This is a genomic window from Paenibacillus sp. S29, assembly GCF_049319765.1.
Classification (GTDB): Bacteria; Bacillota; Bacilli; order Paenibacillales; family Paenibacillaceae; genus Paenibacillus; species Paenibacillus polymyxa_B.
In genome coordinates this window covers 329,980-348,148 of record NZ_JBMOUI010000001.1, presented here as the reverse complement: position 1 = coordinate 348,148, position 18,169 = coordinate 329,980, and the positions used below count along the sequence as shown (strand labels likewise).

The window sequence follows — 18,169 nt, the reverse complement described above, 5'->3', positions numbered from 1 at the left end:
GTTCCACCTACATCCGGCCTGACTCACGGTCGTCTGCGACCACTTCATCCGTTGCGATGACATACTTCATAATGTCGGACACTGTCGTGTATGCAATACCTACATACGTGTCAGCGGCTCCATAATAAATCGCAATCCGCCCGGTGTCCGCATCATGCAGCGTAGCACACGGGAACACCACATTCGGCACAAACCCCCGTTCTTCGTACCATTCCTCCGGGGTCAACACGAAATTCGAGGAACGATATTTAACTTTAGACGGATCATCCAGGTCAAGAACGGCTACGCCCATACTGTAAACCAGCCCATTGCACGTGCCCGTCACCCCGTGGTAGAACATCAGCCAGCCCTCTGTCGTCTCAATCGGAGCCGGTCCGCCGCCAATCTTTACCGATTGCCACCAGCCCTGTCCGCCCTTGCTCATGACATGACGGTGCTTGCCCCAATAGACCAAGTCAGGACTTTCACTCAGAAAAATGTCGCCAAACGGTGTATGTCCGCTGTCGCTCGGACGAGATAGCAACATAAAGTTTCCATTTAGCTTGCGGGGCAACAGCACACCATTACGATTAAACGGCAGGAACGGATTTTCCAATCGTACAAAGCTTTTAAAATCCTTCGTTTGTGCTATCCCCAATGCTGCACCGTAAAAATCTGTACACCAGATGATATAATACGTGTCCTCCACGCGAACCAGACGCGGATCGTAAGCATAATTTGGCTGATAATCGTTCCCTTCCTCATCAACCAAATGCAAACGTTCTGTCTCAATGTCCCAAGCCAACCCGTCGTCACTCCAGCCTAGGTGCAAATGCGGACGTCCATTAATCGTTTCAGCCCGGAATACTCCTACAAACCGTCCCTCATACGGAGCTACTGCACTGTTGAAAATACGGGCAATGCCCGGTACCGGATTCCGTCCAATGACCGGATTCTCACTATGTCTCCATACCGGAGCCTCACTGCCTTCAGGCTTATCCTGCCACGGCATTTCCGGCAGACTACCTCCCACAATTCGTACGCTATCTACTCCCAAATCCACATTCAATTTATTCATACGTGTATTCCCCTCTCACCGAGATATTTGATTCGCCAGATTTTCGATTTCGCCATTATTCTATTTCACCGAACCCTGCGCGAAACCGTTATAGATATATTTTTGTAATGATAAAAACGCAATCAGCGTCGGAATAATGGCAATGATTATGCCCGCGCTAATGACTTCCCATTGCGAGCCATATGGCCCTTTAAACTTGAACAGCGCCGTCGATATGACCTGAAGGCTTGTTTTGGGCATATACAGGAACGGGGTGTAAAAGTCGTTGTAAATATTAACGCCCTTGATAATGATCACCGTCACAATGGCAGGCTTCAGCAGGGGCAAGATAATGCGCCAGTAGATCGTCAGATAGGAGGCCCCATCCAGCATGGCCGATTCATCCAGCGCCACCGCGATGGAATCCAGAAATTGCAGAAAAATATACACCGCAATAATATCCGTTCCCAAATACAGCAAGATCGCCGCCCAAGGCGTGTTAAACAGTTCCAGCTTGTTGATAATTTGGAATGTCGACACCTGTGTCGTCACCCCCGGAATGAGCGTGGCGAGCAAGAACGCACCCAGCATGAGACTTTTGCCCTTAAATTTAAAACGGTTCAAAATATACGCAATCATGGAACCGGTCAACGTAGCTCCGATGATTGAAATCAACAGGATAAAAGCTGTGTTCACAAATCCGGTTAGCATATTTCCGTTAATAAAGGCTTTGGTATAGTTAGCCCAATTCAGCCAGTTTACGGGGGGAGTCAGAGGACTGGTTGCCGCATATTCAGCCTTCGTCTTCAAAGATGCAAACAAAATTACGACAATCGGCAGCAGTGCAATGAACGCACCTAGTAGTAGCGCGGCATACTTGATGCTGCTACCCAGTATTCTTTTCAGCTTATACATGATTAGTCCTCCTCTCCCCGAATTAGCAACCGTTGAAGCAGCGTAACAGCAATCACGATCAGCAGCAGAACGACCGCCATCGCTGAGGCCAAACCGACCTTGCTGTATTTGAATGCCACATCAAGCGTCTGAATGACGAATGTTTCACTGCCGTTGGAGCCACCGGTCATAATATACGGGATATCGAACGCACTGATCGCCCCGCTAATCGCCAAGATGAGATTCAACTGCAAAATCCGCTTGATACTCGGCAAAATAATAGAGCGGAATTGATGCCAGCGGTTAGCCCCGTCTATATCAGACGCTTCATACAGATCACTGGATATGGAGGAAATCGCACCGAGAAACACGATAAAGTTAAAGCCCATGTATCTCCAGATCGACGTGCCAGCCAGCGAAATATTGATAATCTCCGGGTTGCCCAGCCACAGCTTGACATACGAACCCAGCCCCATCGCCTGAAGCAGTGTATCAAGGGTACCGTCTGGCTTAAAAAAGAATAGAAAAATAAAACCAATAGCTACCCCGTTCATCAGGGAAGGAAAAAACAAAACGCCTTTAAAGAAATTTTTAAACCAGGTTTGAAAGCTGAGAATGGTTGCAAAATAAAGGGCCAGCCCCATCTGTACAAACGTGGCTACAAAGTAATACAGACTGACTTTAAACACCGAGAAATACTCGGGGTCGGTAAAGATTTTGATATAGTTTTCAAAGCCCACATATTCCAGACGCTTACTATAGCCGTTCCAGTCCGAAAAGCTGTACTTAAACATATTGATCACTGGCAAGTACGCAAAAGTGATCAGCAGCGCTAGCGGAATAATTGAAAAGGCAACAATAATCGCCAATCTTTGTTTGGAGTAGCTGAGATTCGAAAATTTTAACATGCCGCACCTCCTGGCTATCCGTCCATCGACTGCTACGTCGATCCTTTCTTTCGTCAGTTCAGATGGCTATTTTGCTTCCTTTGCAGCCACTTCAGCACGCGCCTTCACCCATGCGTCGTTCAGATCCTTCATAATGGTGTCATACGATTCCGGGCGGTTACCGACCGCTGCCTCAATAATGCGTTTTTTGAAGTCAGGCTGCCACAAGCCGATTTCCCCCTTTTTGTCGATTTTATCGACAATCCCTTCCTGTCCTTTTGCAGACGGAGTGAGCGTTTCAAAAACGACTCCCTGATCTTCGTATTGCTTCAAAATGCTAGGCATTGGGGCACCCTTCAGCGGACTAATGCTACCTGCCTGCTCTACGGCATAGTTGGACTTTTCGGTAAACCAATCCACCCAGGCACGGGCCGCTGGTTTATTTTCACTGTTTACGTTAATACCGAGGTTAAAATCACCAGCCAGAGGCACAAGTACCTTGGAGGCATTCGTCGGGAAAGGCATAAAACCGATATCATCCTTGTTAGAAGCTGTGCTTTTGATCTGGTCAATCGCCCAAGAGCCAAGCACCATCGTACCGATTTTGCCTTGAGCGAGATCCGCCTTGGAGGTCTCCCAATCTGTAGTCGTTGGATCTTTTTCAATCAGGCCTTTTTTAGCCGCATCGTACAGGACCTTATACAGTTCATAGTGGGGCTGGCCCTTCGTGAAATTGTCATCTGTATTCGGTTGTGTGACATTCACATATTCCTTCGTACCCGCCAATGTTGCCAGACTAGACTCCCACTGGGTCAGTGCCCAACCAGAGGCATAGTTCGTAAACAGCGGCACTGCCTTGGTTTTGTCCTTAATCTGCTGTAACGCTGTCAGGAATTGGTCCGGTGTTTTGGGAAGCTGCGTGATTCCTGCGTCCTTGAACACCTTTTTGTTATAAATCACACCAGAGTAAACCATCGCAATCGGAATACCGTAGCTGTTATGATCCACCGTACGTTCTTCAAGGCCGGTATACTTGTTTTTCATCTCCTCATAAGTACCCAGCGGCTCGAAAAAGTTGGGCAGCTCTTCAACTGGAATACTGCCAGGAATCAGCAAAACATCTCCATAATCCCTGGTCCCCATACGGATTTTAATTTGACCCTCATAATCGGCCAATGCCTGAAAATTGACCTTCACGTTCGGATAAAGTTTGTTAAATTCCTTGGCGTAATCCTGAAATACGGTATCCACAATATCAGTCCGCTGTGTGATAACCGTAATTTCACCTTCCACACCCTTCGGATCAGAGCTGGCAGCTGGCTCATCCTTCTTTGAGGTACAGCCAGTAAACAGCCCCGCTAACAAAACCACGGATAGTAATGACATCAAAACCTTGGACAACTTCATGAGACGACTCCTCCTGTTGTTTTCGAATAAGGTTATCGTTAAAGTAACAAAATCATTTTATTATGTTAGCGCTTACTATGTCAATTGCAATATTCTTTTTGTAAAGTAGAATGGGTCACATCTTATGAAAAAACACCAATCTAGCATGGTTGACAGTTTACAAACAGCTAGATATGATAATCCTGTAAAGTTAACGATAACCTAATAATTCATTTTCCGAAGGAGGCTTTGTCTCTTGGAAACATTACTGGACGAAATTAGACAGGAATGGAAGGAACACATACTCCCATTCTGGCTCGGACTGAAGGATGAGACACACGGTGGGTTTTACGGCGAGGTGGACATGGATCTGCACATTCATAACCAAGCCAATAAAGGCGGGATTGCCACTGAACGGCTACTCTGGTCATTCTCGGCGGCTGCCCGTGTAACAGGGGAAGATACCTATGCAGAAGCCGCACGACATGCATTCACATTCCTGCGGGATCACCTGCTTGATCCATTACATGGAGGAATGTACTGGATGGTGGACTACACCGGGCAACCCGTGGACACGTGCAAGCATGTATACGCGCAGGCATTCGCGATCTATGCGATAGCAGAGTATGCACGTGCCACAGACGACCCGAATGCATTACCACTAGCTATGGAGCTGTTCCACCTACTGGAGCAAAAAGGATATGATCCCACCCGGCAGGCATACGGCGAACAATATGACCGCTCGTGGAACATGCAGCCTAATGAGTTACTCAGCGAAAATGGCGTCACCGCGCATATCACCATGAATACGCATATTCATGTTTTGGAGGCGTATACCCAATTGCTGCGCGTCTGGCCAAATGAAGAGGTTCGAGATGCACTGACGAACGTATTGGACATTTTATATCATCGTGTTTACGATGCTTCTGCCCGACGACTGGGGGTATTTTTCGACCGTGAATGGCGCTCTCTGCTTGACCTGACCTCATATGGTCACGACATCGAAGCCAGCTGGTTGATTGAGGACGCTATGAATGTGCTGGGTTATTACCCGTCAGAATACGTGGATATGGTGATAGATATTGCCAATGCGGTAGCAGAGCGCGCTGTTCAGCCAGACGGATCGCTCATCAATGAGCGGGAAGGAGAGCGGGTAGACACCTCACGTATCTGGTGGGTACAGGCCGAGGGAATGGTTGGTTTTTATAATGCGTTTCAACGTACAAAAGACGAACGTTTTTTGCAAATTGTGAAAAATCTATGGTCCTATACCCGGCAACATATCATCGATCCGCGCCCCGGAGGCGAATGGTTCTGGTCTGTTCAAGCGGATGGTAAGCCTGATGCGAGAGAGATTGCAGGACCTTGGAAGTGCCCTTATCACAACAGCCGATTTTGCATAGAAATGCTAGAAAGGATGGAAAACCAATGATCCATAGCAAATATAATGAGCTGCGGTTGCAGCAAGAGGAACTGATTACACGCCCCAATGAGGTTAAAACTACCTTTTATAATGGTATCTACGAACGCTACATCTACCCAGTGCTCACACGCCATCATGTTCCACTTCACTGGCGGTTCGATCTGGATGCGCAAACTAATCCGTTTTTCATGGAGCGGCTGGGTGTAAATGCAGCATTGAATCCAGGGGCGATCTATCATGAAGGAAAATACATTCTTGTTTCGCGCACAGAGGGACTGGATCGAAAGTCATTTTTTGCTTTGGCAGAGAGCGATAACGGCATTGATCAATTTCGATTCATTGACGCTCCCCTAGTATGGGAGGATATCGACCCGGAAGAAACAAATATGTACGATATGCGATTGGTAAAGCATGAGGACGGCTGGATTTACGGTATTTATTGCTCGGAAAAAAAGGACCCTGACGCACCACCCCACGATACCTCCAGTGCTGTCGCTCAGGCCGGACTGGTCCGCACTCGTGATCTTCGTACATGGACCCGGCTTCCCAACATCACTACCCAGTCCCCACAGCAGCGCAACGTTGTCCTGCACCCTGAATTTGTGGACGGTCAATATGCCTTCTATACTCGTCCCCAGGACGGGTTTATTTCCACCGGTTCAGGCGGAGGCATCGCCTTCGGCCTGTGCAAAGATATTACACAACCCGTGATTGAACACGAAACCGTCATTGATGAGCGCTGTTATCATACGGTGTACGAAGCCAAGAACGGGCAGGGCCCTGCCCCGATCAAGACCAGTCGCGGCTGGATTCATATCGCTCACGGGGTACGCAATACAGCCGCCGGGCTACGGTATGTGCTATATACCTTTGCCACCAGTCTGGAAGACCCTACGCGCGTCATTGCTAAGCCTGGCGGGCACTTTCTGGCTCCTTATGATGAGGAACGCGTGGGCGACGTCTCGAATGTTATTTTTTGCAATGGAGCAGTCGTTAACGAACAAGATGAAGTCTTTATTTACTACGCGTCCAGCGATACCCGTATTCACGTAGCGACGACCACCATCGCTCGACTGGAAGACTACACCTTCAATACACCATCCGATCCCTTGCGCTCTCTCGGCAGCGCCGCTGTTCGCCGCGAGCTAATTCATCACAATGAAGCGCTATTGCAAGCACACTCCCGTCCTTCCCAGCGGACATAAGCCGCAGGCTTTATCCTGCTTGCGGAACCATGTATACTATCCATAGAACAACTGTTACCCGCAGGCTAATAGTTATTCTATGGGCAGCTACGCTGCTAGGTTTTTTTGGATTTCACAGGCGGCTAAGCTACGGATATATTCCCCAGCATTTTGCATCCATTCTCTGGATTAGGCAAAATGCTTATCTTTTTAAAATTGGAAGGCGGAACAGGAATGAAGAGCAACGTAACGATGCGGGATATTGCAGATAAGCTGGGAGTAAGCAGCGTGACCGTGTCGAAGGCGCTCAATGACAAGGATGGGGTTAGCGAGGAGCTAAAAGAGCGTATTAAGACGCTCGCGGGCGAAATGGGTTATCGTTTCAATACCGTTGCCAAGTCCATGAAGGAGGGCCTCACCTATAACATAGGTGTTGTCATTCCTGAACGATTTACTGGCCCCGGCCAATCGTTTTATCTGCACATCTACAAGCAAATTTCACGGGCACTGGAGCCATACGGCTACTATGGCATCCTTCACATCCTTCATCGCGAAGACGAAGAACAGCTTAATCTGCCACGTATCTATTACGACCGCAAGGTGGACGGCTTCATTCTCCTGGGTCAAGTGAGCAAGCCATATATCGAGCTGGTACAAACCATGGATCTACCCAAAATGTTTCTCGATTTTTATGATGAACATGCCGATATCGACTCCGTGGTGACGGATAATTTCTACGGAGCATATGAGCTGACCAACTATTTGATCGCCCAGGGGCATCGTGATATTGCATATGTAGGCAATATCTATTCCACCAGTAGTATTCAGGATCGTTTCCTCGGCTACTATAAATCCTTGCTGGAGCACAGACTGCCCCTCCGTAACGAGTGGGTGCTCAGTGACCGGGACGACGAAGGTGCTTTTGTTGAAATGGAGCTGCCTCAGCCGCTACCGACTGCCTTTGTATGTAACTGCGATCAGGTCGCTCACAATCTGGTACACAAGCTCATTGGTCTAGGATACCGCGTGCCTGAGGACTGCTCTGTGGTCGGATTTGACAACGATGTATACGCCACTCTTATTGTTCCGCAACTGACCACGGTCGGCGTAGACATCGAGCAGATGGCACGTACCGCGATTGATTCGATGATGAAAAAAATAAGCCATCCCGGCGGCCGCTTTGGTCGAGTCCTCGTGCAGGGTCATATTGTATATCGTGATTCCGTACAGCCCATCCAGAGACCATAATCAACACACACCTTACTTGGGGACAGGTCACCCCTACCCCAATTTCCACAACCAAAAGCCGCTCAGCATGTCGCTGGAGCGGCTTTTGGCGTTCATAAATTCTGCAGTGTGATCATCGTACTCACTTTCAATGGTGGATTTTGCAAAATCCTGGATTAGGAGCGCTGGGCGACAAAGGAATTGCCCGCCCGATTGAGAATCGGCAGCATCCGCATTTCTTGCCCCATTGAGGCTTGGCAAAATGGACAAGCTGGCTCGTTCAAAAAGGTGAAATCCGTTCGCATCCAACCGTTGCAACCCTCGTTTGTACACGACCAAATAGCCGTATTTTCCTCTGGAATGATTTCCGGGGCCTGGCGTCTGTACATCTATATCCCCCCTCGGTTTTTATAGGGTAATATCCCCTGTCGGCTTACTGTTAATTTCTATCCATGCCAGTATTTTGCAAAATTCGATTCCAGTCGCTCCGAAGTGCAAGATATAGACGAACTAAACCATTTCGATCTATATCTTGTTCATTGGAATTCGCTTATTGAATTTTTGCAAAATCCTCACCTGTGCGGGTATTAATATGCTCCAACCTCCAAAAAATATGCGCAATTTACCAAAATGTTTATTTACGGATAGCCTTAGTCCAGAAGCCGCCATGAAATTGCTTCGGCTCTACCGTAATGACAAAAGCCTTAGGGTCCAGCTCCAGAATGGACTGATACAGCTTATTCTGGTTTTTTCGTTTAGCCAAAATTTCCATTACCAGGCGCTCTCCATCACGTCCACTGCCCAGCCAGGCTGTAACGCCATATCCTTTGTCCCGCAGCGCATTGGCAATTCCTCCATTGATCTCATTACTGATCACCTTAACGGTGACATAACCAAGCGCTATTTTTTCCTCAATCCATGCTCCAATAAGAATGCCCAATGCATAGCCAATGGCGTATACTGCAAGACTTGCCACTTGATCCAGGTACTTAAGCACAACATTCAAGCCCAACACATAGACCGTAACTTCCACGGTGCTAATGAGCGCAGCAATGTACTTCTGTCCTTTCAACGTCAGAATCATGCGTAGTGTATACGCCGATACGTAAATAATTTGAATAACAAGAATAAACAATAAAATTTTGAGCATGCGCTCACTCCCCACTTCACGTTCTGATTTAATCCGTATCCAACATTATACCCCCGTCTGTGATATACAGCCTCTGGTTTCGTATTACCCTCGCTCGGGTAATGACTAACTACAGCATGCTGAATGAAAGTTCGATCACATAAGGAGGGCTATAACATGAAGGATAACGGAACTAGCGATAAAATCAAAGGTAATGTGAACAAAGCCAAAGGTGAAATCAAGGACCAAATCGGGAACGCTACCGATAATAAGTCCCTTCAAGCCGAAGGCAAACTGGATAAGGCCAAAGGCCATCTTCAGGAAACAGCAGGCAAACTGAAGGACGGCAAATAATCCTGAATGGATAACCTCGACGCACTGTTTTACCAACAAGTCACGCTGTCTTGTGCAGCGGGCTTGTTTTGTGTTGTTCGGATACTTTTGGAAAAACTTTTGCGCAAACAGGGCAACTTTTACGGTTGCTGTTGCGTCTAACCAATATAAGCACAACCCATAATGACTCTCCAAGCTGTTGGATTTTGTAGGCATTAATGTTACTCTAGTCTATGAACCAGGCTATAATTCTTAAATAAAGGGGTAGACCAACGAATGAAATCACTGAAATCTATCAAAAAACCTGTCATCATCACTGCCGTATCCGCCTTGGCCATATCCGGGGCTCTTTTCAGCCAATCCACATATGCCGCACAAGTGACTAAGCCGATCCAAGCAGTATATAACAATATTAAAATTATCTACAACGGAACCGAGGTTCCTGCTGATGCTAAAACAGAACCATTTCTGCTGGATGGCGTGACGTATATCCCGTTGAAACTGGCAGGTACAGCGCTGGATAAAAAAGTAACATGGGATGGCACCAACAAACGCGTAGTCATTGCTGATAACGGCGTTCCGATTGATCAATCCACAGTTACAGCACTGAACAATCAGATTACCACGCTGACTCAAGAGCTCAACACAGCGAAAGCAGCGAACACGACGAAAGACGCTACCATCGCTCAATTGCAAAAAGACAACCAGACGCTAAAAGATGAAGCAAGCAAAAATAGCTCTAGCTCCTTGAAGGATCTTCAAAAGAAGCTGAACGATGATCACAGCGATGCCTATAGCACCAACTCTGATATCACGTTGGATGGTAACAAAAGCGATATTACGGTGACCATCGAAATGACGAAATCCAGATGGACTGACCTCACCGACAGCAGAAAGGAAAGCTACCTGGAAGACATCGGTGAAGATATTTTGAAAGAGTATAAAGATGCCGATATAGAGGGTACGGTTAAAAACTCCAGTAATAGGGATAAAATGGCAACTTTTACAATCAACAGCAGAGGCAAGGTTTCTTTGAGGGATGTAGCTTCTTCTCTGGATGCAAGTACGATCCAACGTAACTTGTCCGATAGATATGGCACCTATAATGGGGTCGGCTTTGATTTCACAGTAAGAGGCGACAGCAGTGAAGCTATCGTCGAAGTTTATGTAAATTCGGATGACTGGAATAAATTGTCAAACAATCAAAAAAACAACCTGACAGACGGCGTTACTGATTATCTTAAAGATAAACAGTCTGTATCCAAAGTCGTTGGATATGTACGTAATAAAGGAAACAATAGTCAAATCATTACCTTCTAAGATTAATCTTTCAAAAAAAGCGACAAAGGCCCTTAAGCCTTTGTCGCTTTTTTATGATGTACAAGCAACATACATTCCACTACTTAATTAATCTGCCAACAGAAGTAATATATATTATATAGTCTTTATCCGCATCGATTGTATCGATATTTCTCGTATAAACCAGATTACCGGGACTGGTTATTTTAACTTTGTAAAACATACTGGGTTTAGAATAAGGATTTACACTATAGGTCCCTTTGCTATACACAATCAGAGGATTAAAGTCGATTTGCCTGGAAGCAGGTGATAAGCTGCTCTCGTACATAGCATGAATATTCAATACACCTTGCCTTTGATCCCAGCCAAAGGAAATAAGATCAAAGGCATTCGCATCAATGACTTGGGCCAAGTCTTGTCCCTTAAACCTCATAAGAACTGGACTTTCCGTAAAGCTGTCATGCCTTAGCTTCAATAAGCCACGCTTGGTATCCCACTCCATCTTCGCATCTGTATCCTTCAACAAAATGGATACTGGTAAAAACATCGCATTACTTTTCATGATGGGGACTGTATCCATTGTCACTGGCTCACCATTAACCGATATTTCAGGTGATCCGATCGTAGCCGCTACATTACGGCCCAACAGATCAACCGAAGCAATTTTGTTCGCTGCATTATAAGTTACTTTGCCGCCCAGTATATCCTCAGCCGCTTGGAGCGGTATAAGCAGTCTCCCCTTCTTATCCACAAAGGGTGATGCAGGGTAGGTGTATAAAACGTAATGATCATTGACCTTCAGGTGTATGGGGGTTTGAGCTTGAGCTGATGTCGAATTCGAGTGTGCACCAGCAAAACTTAGTAGAATCATAAGGCAGACCAACAGTCTGATTTTCATTTATAATGCTCTCCTTTGTTAGCGTTTAGGCTAAAATAAAAATTTGTTTAAGCAACCTTCTTATAGTTACTTTTTCTTAATTAGATTACCCTCACAAAATCACAACGTCAACCATAATTTATAATTTTTACCTAATAGACAAGTGATTCATAAATACATTAATAATACTTATAAATATAAAGGTATTTAGCGATGAAAGCAGAATATATCACTGTATTCCAATTCAGAAAGGGGCAAATATGTATGATGAGAAGTTTTGTTAAACGTAAGGTCAGGAAAAGTATTGCAATAACACTAACATTATTATTAGCAATCGCAAGCGCACCAGTAGGTGCAATAGACGCGGCGGCAACGGTGCCAGACCAGAACAATAAGCAGGATGCGCCAACCTTCTCTAATGTATCGGTTCATGACCCTTCCATTGTCAAAGACGGTGACACTTATTATGCATTTGGGTCACACATCTCTGCGGCGAAGTCAAAAGATCTTACAAACTGGACTTCTTTTGCAAACGATTACACTACGCCTGGGAACACACTTTACGGGGACTTATCGAAGAATCTGGCTGGATCTTTCGCTTGGGCGGGTGAGAATGATGCGGACAGTAAGGGCGGATTCTCGGTATGGGCGCCCGATGTATTTTGGAATGAGCATTATGTCAATGAGGATGGGACAAAAGGGGCATATATGATTTATTATAGCGCATCTTCCACCTACATTCGTTCCGCGATCGGCATTGCAGTTGCACCCAAAATCGAGGGTCCATATCAATATGTGGATACCATTATCCACACTGGTTTTACGAAGAAGACTGCATTCGATAAAGATAGCAAGGTAGATAAAAAATGGACAAATACGCCGATTCAACAACTCATCAAGGAAGGCAAGCTTGAGGGTCTCAGACCGGGATGGTTTAATACCGATGGTTCTTATGCGAACCGGATGTTCCCAAATGCAATCGATGCAAGCGTTTTTTACGATGCAAACGGGCGCTTGTGGATGACGTATGGATCATGGTCCGGGGGAATATTTTTACTGGAGCTGGATAAGGCAACTGGCAAACCCATGTATCCAGGTCAAGATGGAACTACGGAGGACGGCCGTTTGATTGATCGTTATTTTGGCACCAAGATTGCAGGTGGATACGGTGAGTCCGGGGAAGGTCCGTATATTGAATACAACCCAAAAACGGGTTATTACTATTTGTATGTAACCTACGGCGGTCTTGCAGCCGACGGAGGGTATAACATGAGGTTATTCCGTTCTAAGAAACCGACAGGACCTTATAAAGATGCCAAAGGACAGAATGCTGTTTTGCCGGCAAACACCAAAAATACAACTTATGGCAACAAGTTGATAGGTAATTTCTTGTTCGATAGTAAAATAGGCGATCCCGGTACAGGCACTGGCTACGGCTATGTTTCCCCTGGACACAATTCTGTATACACCAATCCTACTACTGGACAAATGTTTGTCGTCTTTCATACCCGATTCCCTCAGCAGGGGGAGACACATGAGCTGCGTGTACACCAAATGTTTATGAATCAGGATGACTGGCCTGTCGTAGCTCCTTACCGTTACGGTGGCGAGACGCTAACAAAGCTGGATGAGAAACAATTCATTGGCGATTATCAATATATTAATCATGGTAGTGATTCTTCGGCTACGATCAAGAGTACACAATTCATTCAGCTTAGAGCAGATCATACCATCGAAGGCGATGTGCAAGGAACATGGCGCAAGTCGGGGGATGCGAATATCCAATTAACACTGGATGGTGCTGTGTTGGATGGGGTGTTTTTAAGACAATGGGATCAGGTTACGAATCAATACATCCTGGCTTTTACAGTTTTATCGAATAAAGGTGAGATGGCTTGGGGCAGTAAGCTCCCTGATATGACCGATACGACAGTAGTGGATAGTGTGTATCGTGAGTTAGATCTTGGCGATACAAGTCGAGTGACGGCTAGCCTGAATCTTCCGAAGGAAGGCAGTCGGCAAACCCGGATTACCTGGAAAACTTCAGACCAAAGCGTCATTACGGATACAGGTGAAATCAAGCGTGCAGGAATCGGAGAAAAGGCTGCATCTGCCACTTTGACGGCTACCATTACCAAAGGAGAACGTAGTCGGGACAAAGTTTTTAACATCACGGTATCCCCTTATGAGAAAGCAACATTGACTGCGTCATACACATTTGAAAATAATCTGGAGGATCAGCAGGATGCTTTTGCTAATGGCAAAGTTATCGGTGACCGAATCGATCGCCAGGGAGGAAATGTATCCTACTCTCAAGGCGTAAAGGGCCAAGCTATAGTCCTTGATGGAAAGTCAGGCATTGCTCTACCTGAAGGACTCATATCCAGCTCAGCATATTCCGTGTCACTGTGGGTAAAACCAAGCGATTTAACTCTGCATACACCAACTTTCTTTGGAGCTATGGATAGTAACCACTGGATTAGCCTTCTACCCAGAGGACCCGAGAAGGATAATACAATGGTCTGGTCCGGCAGCTCACTTTGGTATACCGGCAGTACTGGCCTAAAGATCAAAACAAATGAATGGACCCATCTCGCCTTCACTGTAGATCGTGGGGTGTTAGCCGTGTATGTGAATGGCGAGCTTCAATTTACCGGCTCAGGATTCCCAGATGTCTTTACCTCCAAATCTGGAACATTCAGCTTAGGTGTCAACTGGTGGGACCCTGCGTTCAAAGGATGTATTGATGAGCTGAGTATATTTGAAGGTGCGCTCCCCCCTGTACAAGTGGCAGAGTTAGCGAAGATGAAGTGAATTAAGACTAATGAATCGTAAGCAACTCTAGTGTCGTAAAGAAAAGCTACAAAAAAAGAGAGCGCTGAATAGCGCTCTCTTCCAAAGAAACATATAAAATATAAAGAATATTAATAGGCCAATGCAAAAAGTCCTTTGATGTGGGACAAGTAACGGATGTTACTGCCTTCCTTCATCAAAGTAGCTACAGCGCCTTTCAGTTGGGTGCCATTCGCGCCTACAGTACCGATCGCGTCTGTTCTGCCCAAGCTGCCCAGTGTACCGGAGAATACTGGTGTAAAGCGTTCCATTTTCGCTCCGTTGAAATAAGCGAAGATGTTGTAACCAACTAATTCGCCCATTTGCCAAGCCAACTGTGCAGTTGGAGGGTATGGACGCTCGCCTTCACCCGGGAACACCACTGCGCTGTCGCCAGCGAGGAAGATGTCTTCGTGAGAAGTCGATTGCAGTGCACCATTCACAGTTGCGCGACCACGGTTTACTTCGATACCAGATGCGCCAACCAGTGCATTACCTTGTACGCCGCCTGTCCAGATCAGTGTGTTCGTTTTGATCGAACGTCCGTCTTTCAAGAGAACTTCGTCAGCTTTCATTTCTGTAATCGGAACACCCGCTACGATTTGAACGCCACGTTTTTCAAGGCTTGTTACTGCACGATCAACCAGTGGTTGAGGGAAGCCTGCCAAAATAGATGGTCCAGCTTCTACGCAATACAAGTTGATATCTTCGTAGTTAATACCTTTTTCGCGACAAATTACAGGCAATTTGTCAGCATATTCACCCACCAGCTCAACGCCTGTCAGACCGCCACCACCGATAACGATTGTAGCGTCTGCTTGGTTACCGGATTGCTTGTAAGCATCCAGACGAGCTTCCACATGTGCGCGAATGCGATTGGCTTCTGCCACTGATTTCAGCGTGAAGCTATGCTCTTGCAGTCCTGGAATACCGAAGTAAGCCGTTTCGCTGCCCAGGGAAATAACGAGAGCGTCATAGCTCAACGTAGCGCCACTGGCCAAGGTTACTTTTTTATCGTCAGGCTTGATTTCGGAAACAGTATCCACTTTCAGGATAATTTCTTTGTTACGCAGCAGCTTTTCCAAAGGAAGCGCAACAGCTTTTTCGGCAATTGTACCTGCCGCCAAACGGTGCAGTTCTGTAATAATTTGGTGCGACGCAAAGCGGTTAACCACTGTAATGGTTGCTTGGCTAGCGTCCATATGCTGGCGTGCTGTAAGAGCGGCTAGTAATCCGCCGTACCCGCCGCCCAAGATCAAAATTTGCTTCGACATGTCCATCCTCCGTTCTCGATCAGGTAATTATTTGCTTTCGCGTTGGCGCTCATTCAGAATATCCAGGAAAGCCTGGCTGAAACGCAGCGTTTTTTGTACATTCGGATCTTTAAGCATTTTGAGCAGGCCAAACAGACCTACACTGCCGTCCGTAGTTTGTACACGGTCATTTGCTTCAATTGCAGCAGAAGCCAATCCTTTAGCCGAATCTGTAACAGGCTTCACAAACTCTCCCATGGAGCTTTTCATATCTCCGATAAAGACAGGGTCAGTCGCCAGACTGCGAGCTACATCATAAGCGTCGGTCATCAAAGTAACCATCTCAGTCAACTTGGGCAGATTTTCTACCAGCACGGTCAGCGATTGCTGAACCTCCGGTTTCATCAATTGGTCCAATACATCCCGAGACTCTTTGGTAGCTTCCTGTGTTACTGCCACCTCTTGTTGGTTTTCAGACATGCGTGAACGTCCTCCTTTACTGTGAAAATAGAAGTCCATTCCTTTCTCGTAACCTGTATCCATAAACTCTAGCAATAAAACGTTCATCGAATTCACGCCCTTAAACATGCAAGAAGCACAGCTAAAACCGGCCTATACCCTACAGGGCAAGACTGATTTATCGCAGATGCCAATTGTATATTGCTCAGACGTTATTCTGTTGTTACTGCTGCGGAATATCCCACGAAGCGCTCCTTCGTGACTACAACAGGCCGAAACGGAACCCTATACCTCTATATTACACCTTTCACGACACAATCGTCGAAGAAATTTTAAATTTGCACAAATTTCTGCAAAATTTTTATTGTTATTTTAGATAAAAATTAGAATAAGCTCGATTTTTGTCCAAGTTTCCCTTAAAAAAAGGGTCATCTTATGCTAGAGGAGGGTAATAAAGAGAGTGCGTTTTAGTTCGATAATATGAAAATAACACAAAATATATTCATACGGAGGTTTTAAATGATGGCTAAAACATTTGGAGATATGGTTCAAGAAGCGAGGCAGCACGTTCAGGGCATTGATTCACAGGAGGCACGTCAGCGAATGGAGGCAAATCCAGATACATTCGTTATCGATGTACAGGACTCCCATGATGCAGGCGCTTGCGGTCTGATTCGCGGAAGCGCCAATATTTCATTGGGCATGCTGCCCATCCGCGCTGACTTGGAGGTTCCACAGGATTTGCGTGACGAACGTCTACGTGACCGTAACCGCCCGATTATCACCACTTGTGGGGCAGGTGGACAAGCTGCATTGGCAGCTTATACACTCCAGCAGATGGGCTTTACCAATGTAGCTTTTATCGAAGGCGGAACAACAGCCTGGAAGGAATCCGGCTTTGAAGTAGAACTGTACTAAGGGATCTACGCTGCAAGAGTCGCCCTACGTATGTAGGGTGCCTTCAGAAGCGTCAGGATTATCAGGTGCCTCGAAATCATCAGGAGACGGCTGCGGTACACCAGACTCAATGAACTCATCTACATCGCGGGCAGCCTTAACTTGATTGCATTCATTGCAAGCACATACACAATTGACCGGCGTCGTGTGCCCCCCTTTTGCCCGAGGCAGTAAATGATCAATCGTGTCACCGTAGCCCCCGCAAAAAAAACAAGTATAACGGTCACGCTTAAGCACATATTGACGAAATTCCTTGTTGCTATACAGTCTACGCACGGTGTATGGATTAACAATCACCGCCATACGCTCTCTGACCAGGGTCATGGCCAGATCAAGCTCAATCTCTTGATGCCAGCGTCTCCCCTGGTCGGTTTTGCCTCTTAGCCGAATCATGCCATTGCGATTGAGCCGCAACGCCCGGGTATCCGCAGGCTTCAGCCTGCTAAGCAGATGCCGAACCCGTTGCCGATGGCGCTCACGCGCTTTGTCCGTGACCGGCTTCCTGCGGGGGCGTTGTGCCTCCATAGGTAGCGACGCCTCTAGGCTGTGCGCAGCCGTATTTGCTTCAAGGCTATGCTGCATCACGGGAGCAGCCGAGGGATTTGTTTCCTCGCCGGAGGGAGCGGACGTAGCCGCACGTTCTTGTGGGGCCAATCCTCGGCAGGAACGGCAAGGACCACGCCGGGAATAAGGACCAGCCCGGCGACCCGTTCTGCGCTGAAAGTCCGTTAAAGGTTTCATCTCCTGACAATACGTACATTTTTTAATCAGCGGTTTGCTCGCTTCATCCTTGTTCTGCTGCGGTTCTGTCACGTCCACTCCTCCTTTCCTCTGTTGCTCGCGCTTCACAGTTTGCCCAAAACCCGAACTATTGTTAAGTTAGATTCATTTTACCGTTTTCACGTTCTCTTTTCTAGCTACCCGAGTCGTTGTGAACACTCAGGTATAACAAATTTTAATGATTCAGCATACGTTATACAGCGATCCTTGTTC

General features: G+C 46.6%; 17 protein-coding genes. 7 read left to right on the top strand and 10 right to left on the bottom strand.

The genetic code is table 11. The annotated features are described in order from the left end of the window. Nucleotides 1-7 precede the first annotated feature (7 nt). The 4 genes from ACL9RM_RS01575 to ACL9RM_RS01560 all read right to left on the bottom strand — a co-directional run bounded on the left by ACL9RM_RS01575 (nt 8) and on the right by ACL9RM_RS01560 (nt 4,224). The gene (locus tag ACL9RM_RS01575) at nt 8-1,057 is read right to left on the bottom strand and encodes a glycoside hydrolase family 130 protein (RefSeq protein ID WP_250260146.1); all 1,050 of its coding nucleotides are present in this window, start codon (nt 1,055-1,057) and stop codon (nt 8-10) included. A 60-nt stretch (nt 1,058-1,117) separates the two neighbouring features. Continuing rightward, complete coding sequence (locus ACL9RM_RS01570; RefSeq protein ID WP_025721962.1) at nt 1,118-1,951, bottom strand: carbohydrate ABC transporter permease; 834 nt, start codon at nt 1,949-1,951, stop codon at nt 1,118-1,120. 2 nt (nt 1,952-1,953) lie between these two features. Then, nucleotides 1,954-2,838 (bottom strand): carbohydrate ABC transporter permease, encoded by an 885-nt coding sequence (locus ACL9RM_RS01565; protein ID WP_061829466.1) that lies wholly within the window; start codon nt 2,836-2,838, stop codon nt 1,954-1,956. Nucleotides 2,839-2,904: 66 nt separating this feature from the next. Beyond that, nucleotides 2,905-4,224, bottom strand: coding sequence for an ABC transporter substrate-binding protein (locus ACL9RM_RS01560; RefSeq protein WP_250266912.1), 1,320 nt, complete (start codon nt 4,222-4,224; stop codon nt 2,905-2,907). A gap of 235 nt (nt 4,225-4,459) precedes the next feature. On the opposite strand from ACL9RM_RS01560, the gene ACL9RM_RS01555 reads away from it, so the two are divergent. From ACL9RM_RS01555 to ACL9RM_RS01545, 3 genes are all read left to right on the top strand, one after another. Continuing rightward, nucleotides 4,460-5,635: an AGE family epimerase/isomerase gene (locus ACL9RM_RS01555; RefSeq protein WP_250266913.1), complete on the top strand. Its 1,176-nt coding sequence runs from the start codon at nt 4,460-4,462 to the stop codon at nt 5,633-5,635. After that, nucleotides 5,632-6,831: a glycosidase gene (locus tag ACL9RM_RS01550; protein WP_250260144.1), complete on the top strand. Its 1,200-nt coding sequence runs from the start codon at nt 5,632-5,634 to the stop codon at nt 6,829-6,831. Before ACL9RM_RS01555 ends, ACL9RM_RS01550 begins: the two co-directional genes overlap by 4 nt. Nucleotides 6,832-7,044: 213 nt before the next feature. Beyond that, on the top strand, nt 7,045-8,058 hold the full coding sequence (locus tag ACL9RM_RS01545) for a substrate-binding domain-containing protein (RefSeq protein ID WP_250266914.1): 1,014 nt from the start codon (nt 7,045-7,047) through the stop codon (nt 8,056-8,058). Nucleotides 8,059-8,213: 155 nt separating this feature from the next. Here the strand turns inward: ACL9RM_RS01545 and ACL9RM_RS01540 are convergent, their stop codons facing one another. After that, a complete protein-coding gene (locus ACL9RM_RS01540) occupies nt 8,214-8,426 on the bottom strand; it encodes a cold-shock protein (RefSeq protein WP_025721956.1) in 213 nt (70 codons plus the stop codon). Nucleotides 8,427-8,671: 245 nt separating this feature from the next. Beyond that, complete coding sequence (locus ACL9RM_RS01535; protein ID WP_023990890.1) at nt 8,672-9,187, bottom strand: DUF2179 domain-containing protein; 516 nt, start codon at nt 9,185-9,187, stop codon at nt 8,672-8,674. A gap of 156 nt (nt 9,188-9,343) precedes the next feature. Here ACL9RM_RS01535 and ACL9RM_RS01530 point away from each other — a divergent pair, with 156 nt between their 5' ends. Continuing rightward, nucleotides 9,344-9,520, top strand: a complete 177-nt coding sequence (locus ACL9RM_RS01530; protein ID WP_013312524.1) for a CsbD family protein — start codon at nt 9,344-9,346, stop codon at nt 9,518-9,520. A gap of 255 nt (nt 9,521-9,775) precedes the next feature. Continuing rightward, nucleotides 9,776-10,819 (top strand): stalk domain-containing protein, encoded by a 1,044-nt coding sequence (locus tag ACL9RM_RS01525; protein WP_061829471.1) that lies wholly within the window; start codon nt 9,776-9,778, stop codon nt 10,817-10,819. 79 nt (nt 10,820-10,898) lie between these two features. On the opposite strand, the gene ACL9RM_RS01520 is transcribed toward ACL9RM_RS01525, so the two are convergent. After that, the gene (locus ACL9RM_RS01520; RefSeq protein ID WP_250266915.1) at nt 10,899-11,696 is read right to left on the bottom strand and encodes a copper amine oxidase N-terminal domain-containing protein; all 798 of its coding nucleotides are present in this window, start codon (nt 11,694-11,696) and stop codon (nt 10,899-10,901) included. 243 nt (nt 11,697-11,939) lie between these two features. Between ACL9RM_RS01520 and ACL9RM_RS01515 the strand changes: the two genes are divergently transcribed. Continuing rightward, nucleotides 11,940-14,489, top strand: coding sequence for a LamG-like jellyroll fold domain-containing protein (locus ACL9RM_RS01515; protein ID WP_250266916.1), 2,550 nt, complete (start codon nt 11,940-11,942; stop codon nt 14,487-14,489). Between the two features lie 110 nt (nt 14,490-14,599). On the opposite strand, the gene ACL9RM_RS01510 is transcribed toward ACL9RM_RS01515, so the two are convergent. Together ACL9RM_RS01510 and ACL9RM_RS01505 are read right to left on the bottom strand one after the other, a co-directional pair. Continuing rightward, nucleotides 14,600-15,781, bottom strand: coding sequence for an NAD(P)/FAD-dependent oxidoreductase (locus ACL9RM_RS01510; protein WP_061829474.1), 1,182 nt, complete (start codon nt 15,779-15,781; stop codon nt 14,600-14,602). 27 nt (nt 15,782-15,808) lie between these two features. After that, the gene (locus ACL9RM_RS01505; protein WP_013312528.1) at nt 15,809-16,240 is read right to left on the bottom strand and encodes a DUF1641 domain-containing protein; all 432 of its coding nucleotides are present in this window, start codon (nt 16,238-16,240) and stop codon (nt 15,809-15,811) included. A gap of 501 nt (nt 16,241-16,741) precedes the next feature. Between ACL9RM_RS01505 and ACL9RM_RS01500 the strand changes: the two genes are divergently transcribed. Next, nucleotides 16,742-17,137 carry a rhodanese-like domain-containing protein gene (locus tag ACL9RM_RS01500; RefSeq protein WP_023990896.1) on the top strand — a complete coding sequence of 132 codons (396 nt, stop codon included), beginning with the start codon at nt 16,742-16,744 and terminating at the stop codon, nt 17,135-17,137. Nucleotides 17,138-17,161: 24 nt separating this feature from the next. Here ACL9RM_RS01500 and ACL9RM_RS01495 read toward each other — a convergent pair whose 3' ends face one another. After that, a complete protein-coding gene (locus tag ACL9RM_RS01495) occupies nt 17,162-17,989 on the bottom strand; it encodes an HNH endonuclease (protein ID WP_061829475.1) in 828 nt (275 codons plus the stop codon). Nucleotides 17,990-18,169: the final 180 nt, after the last annotated feature.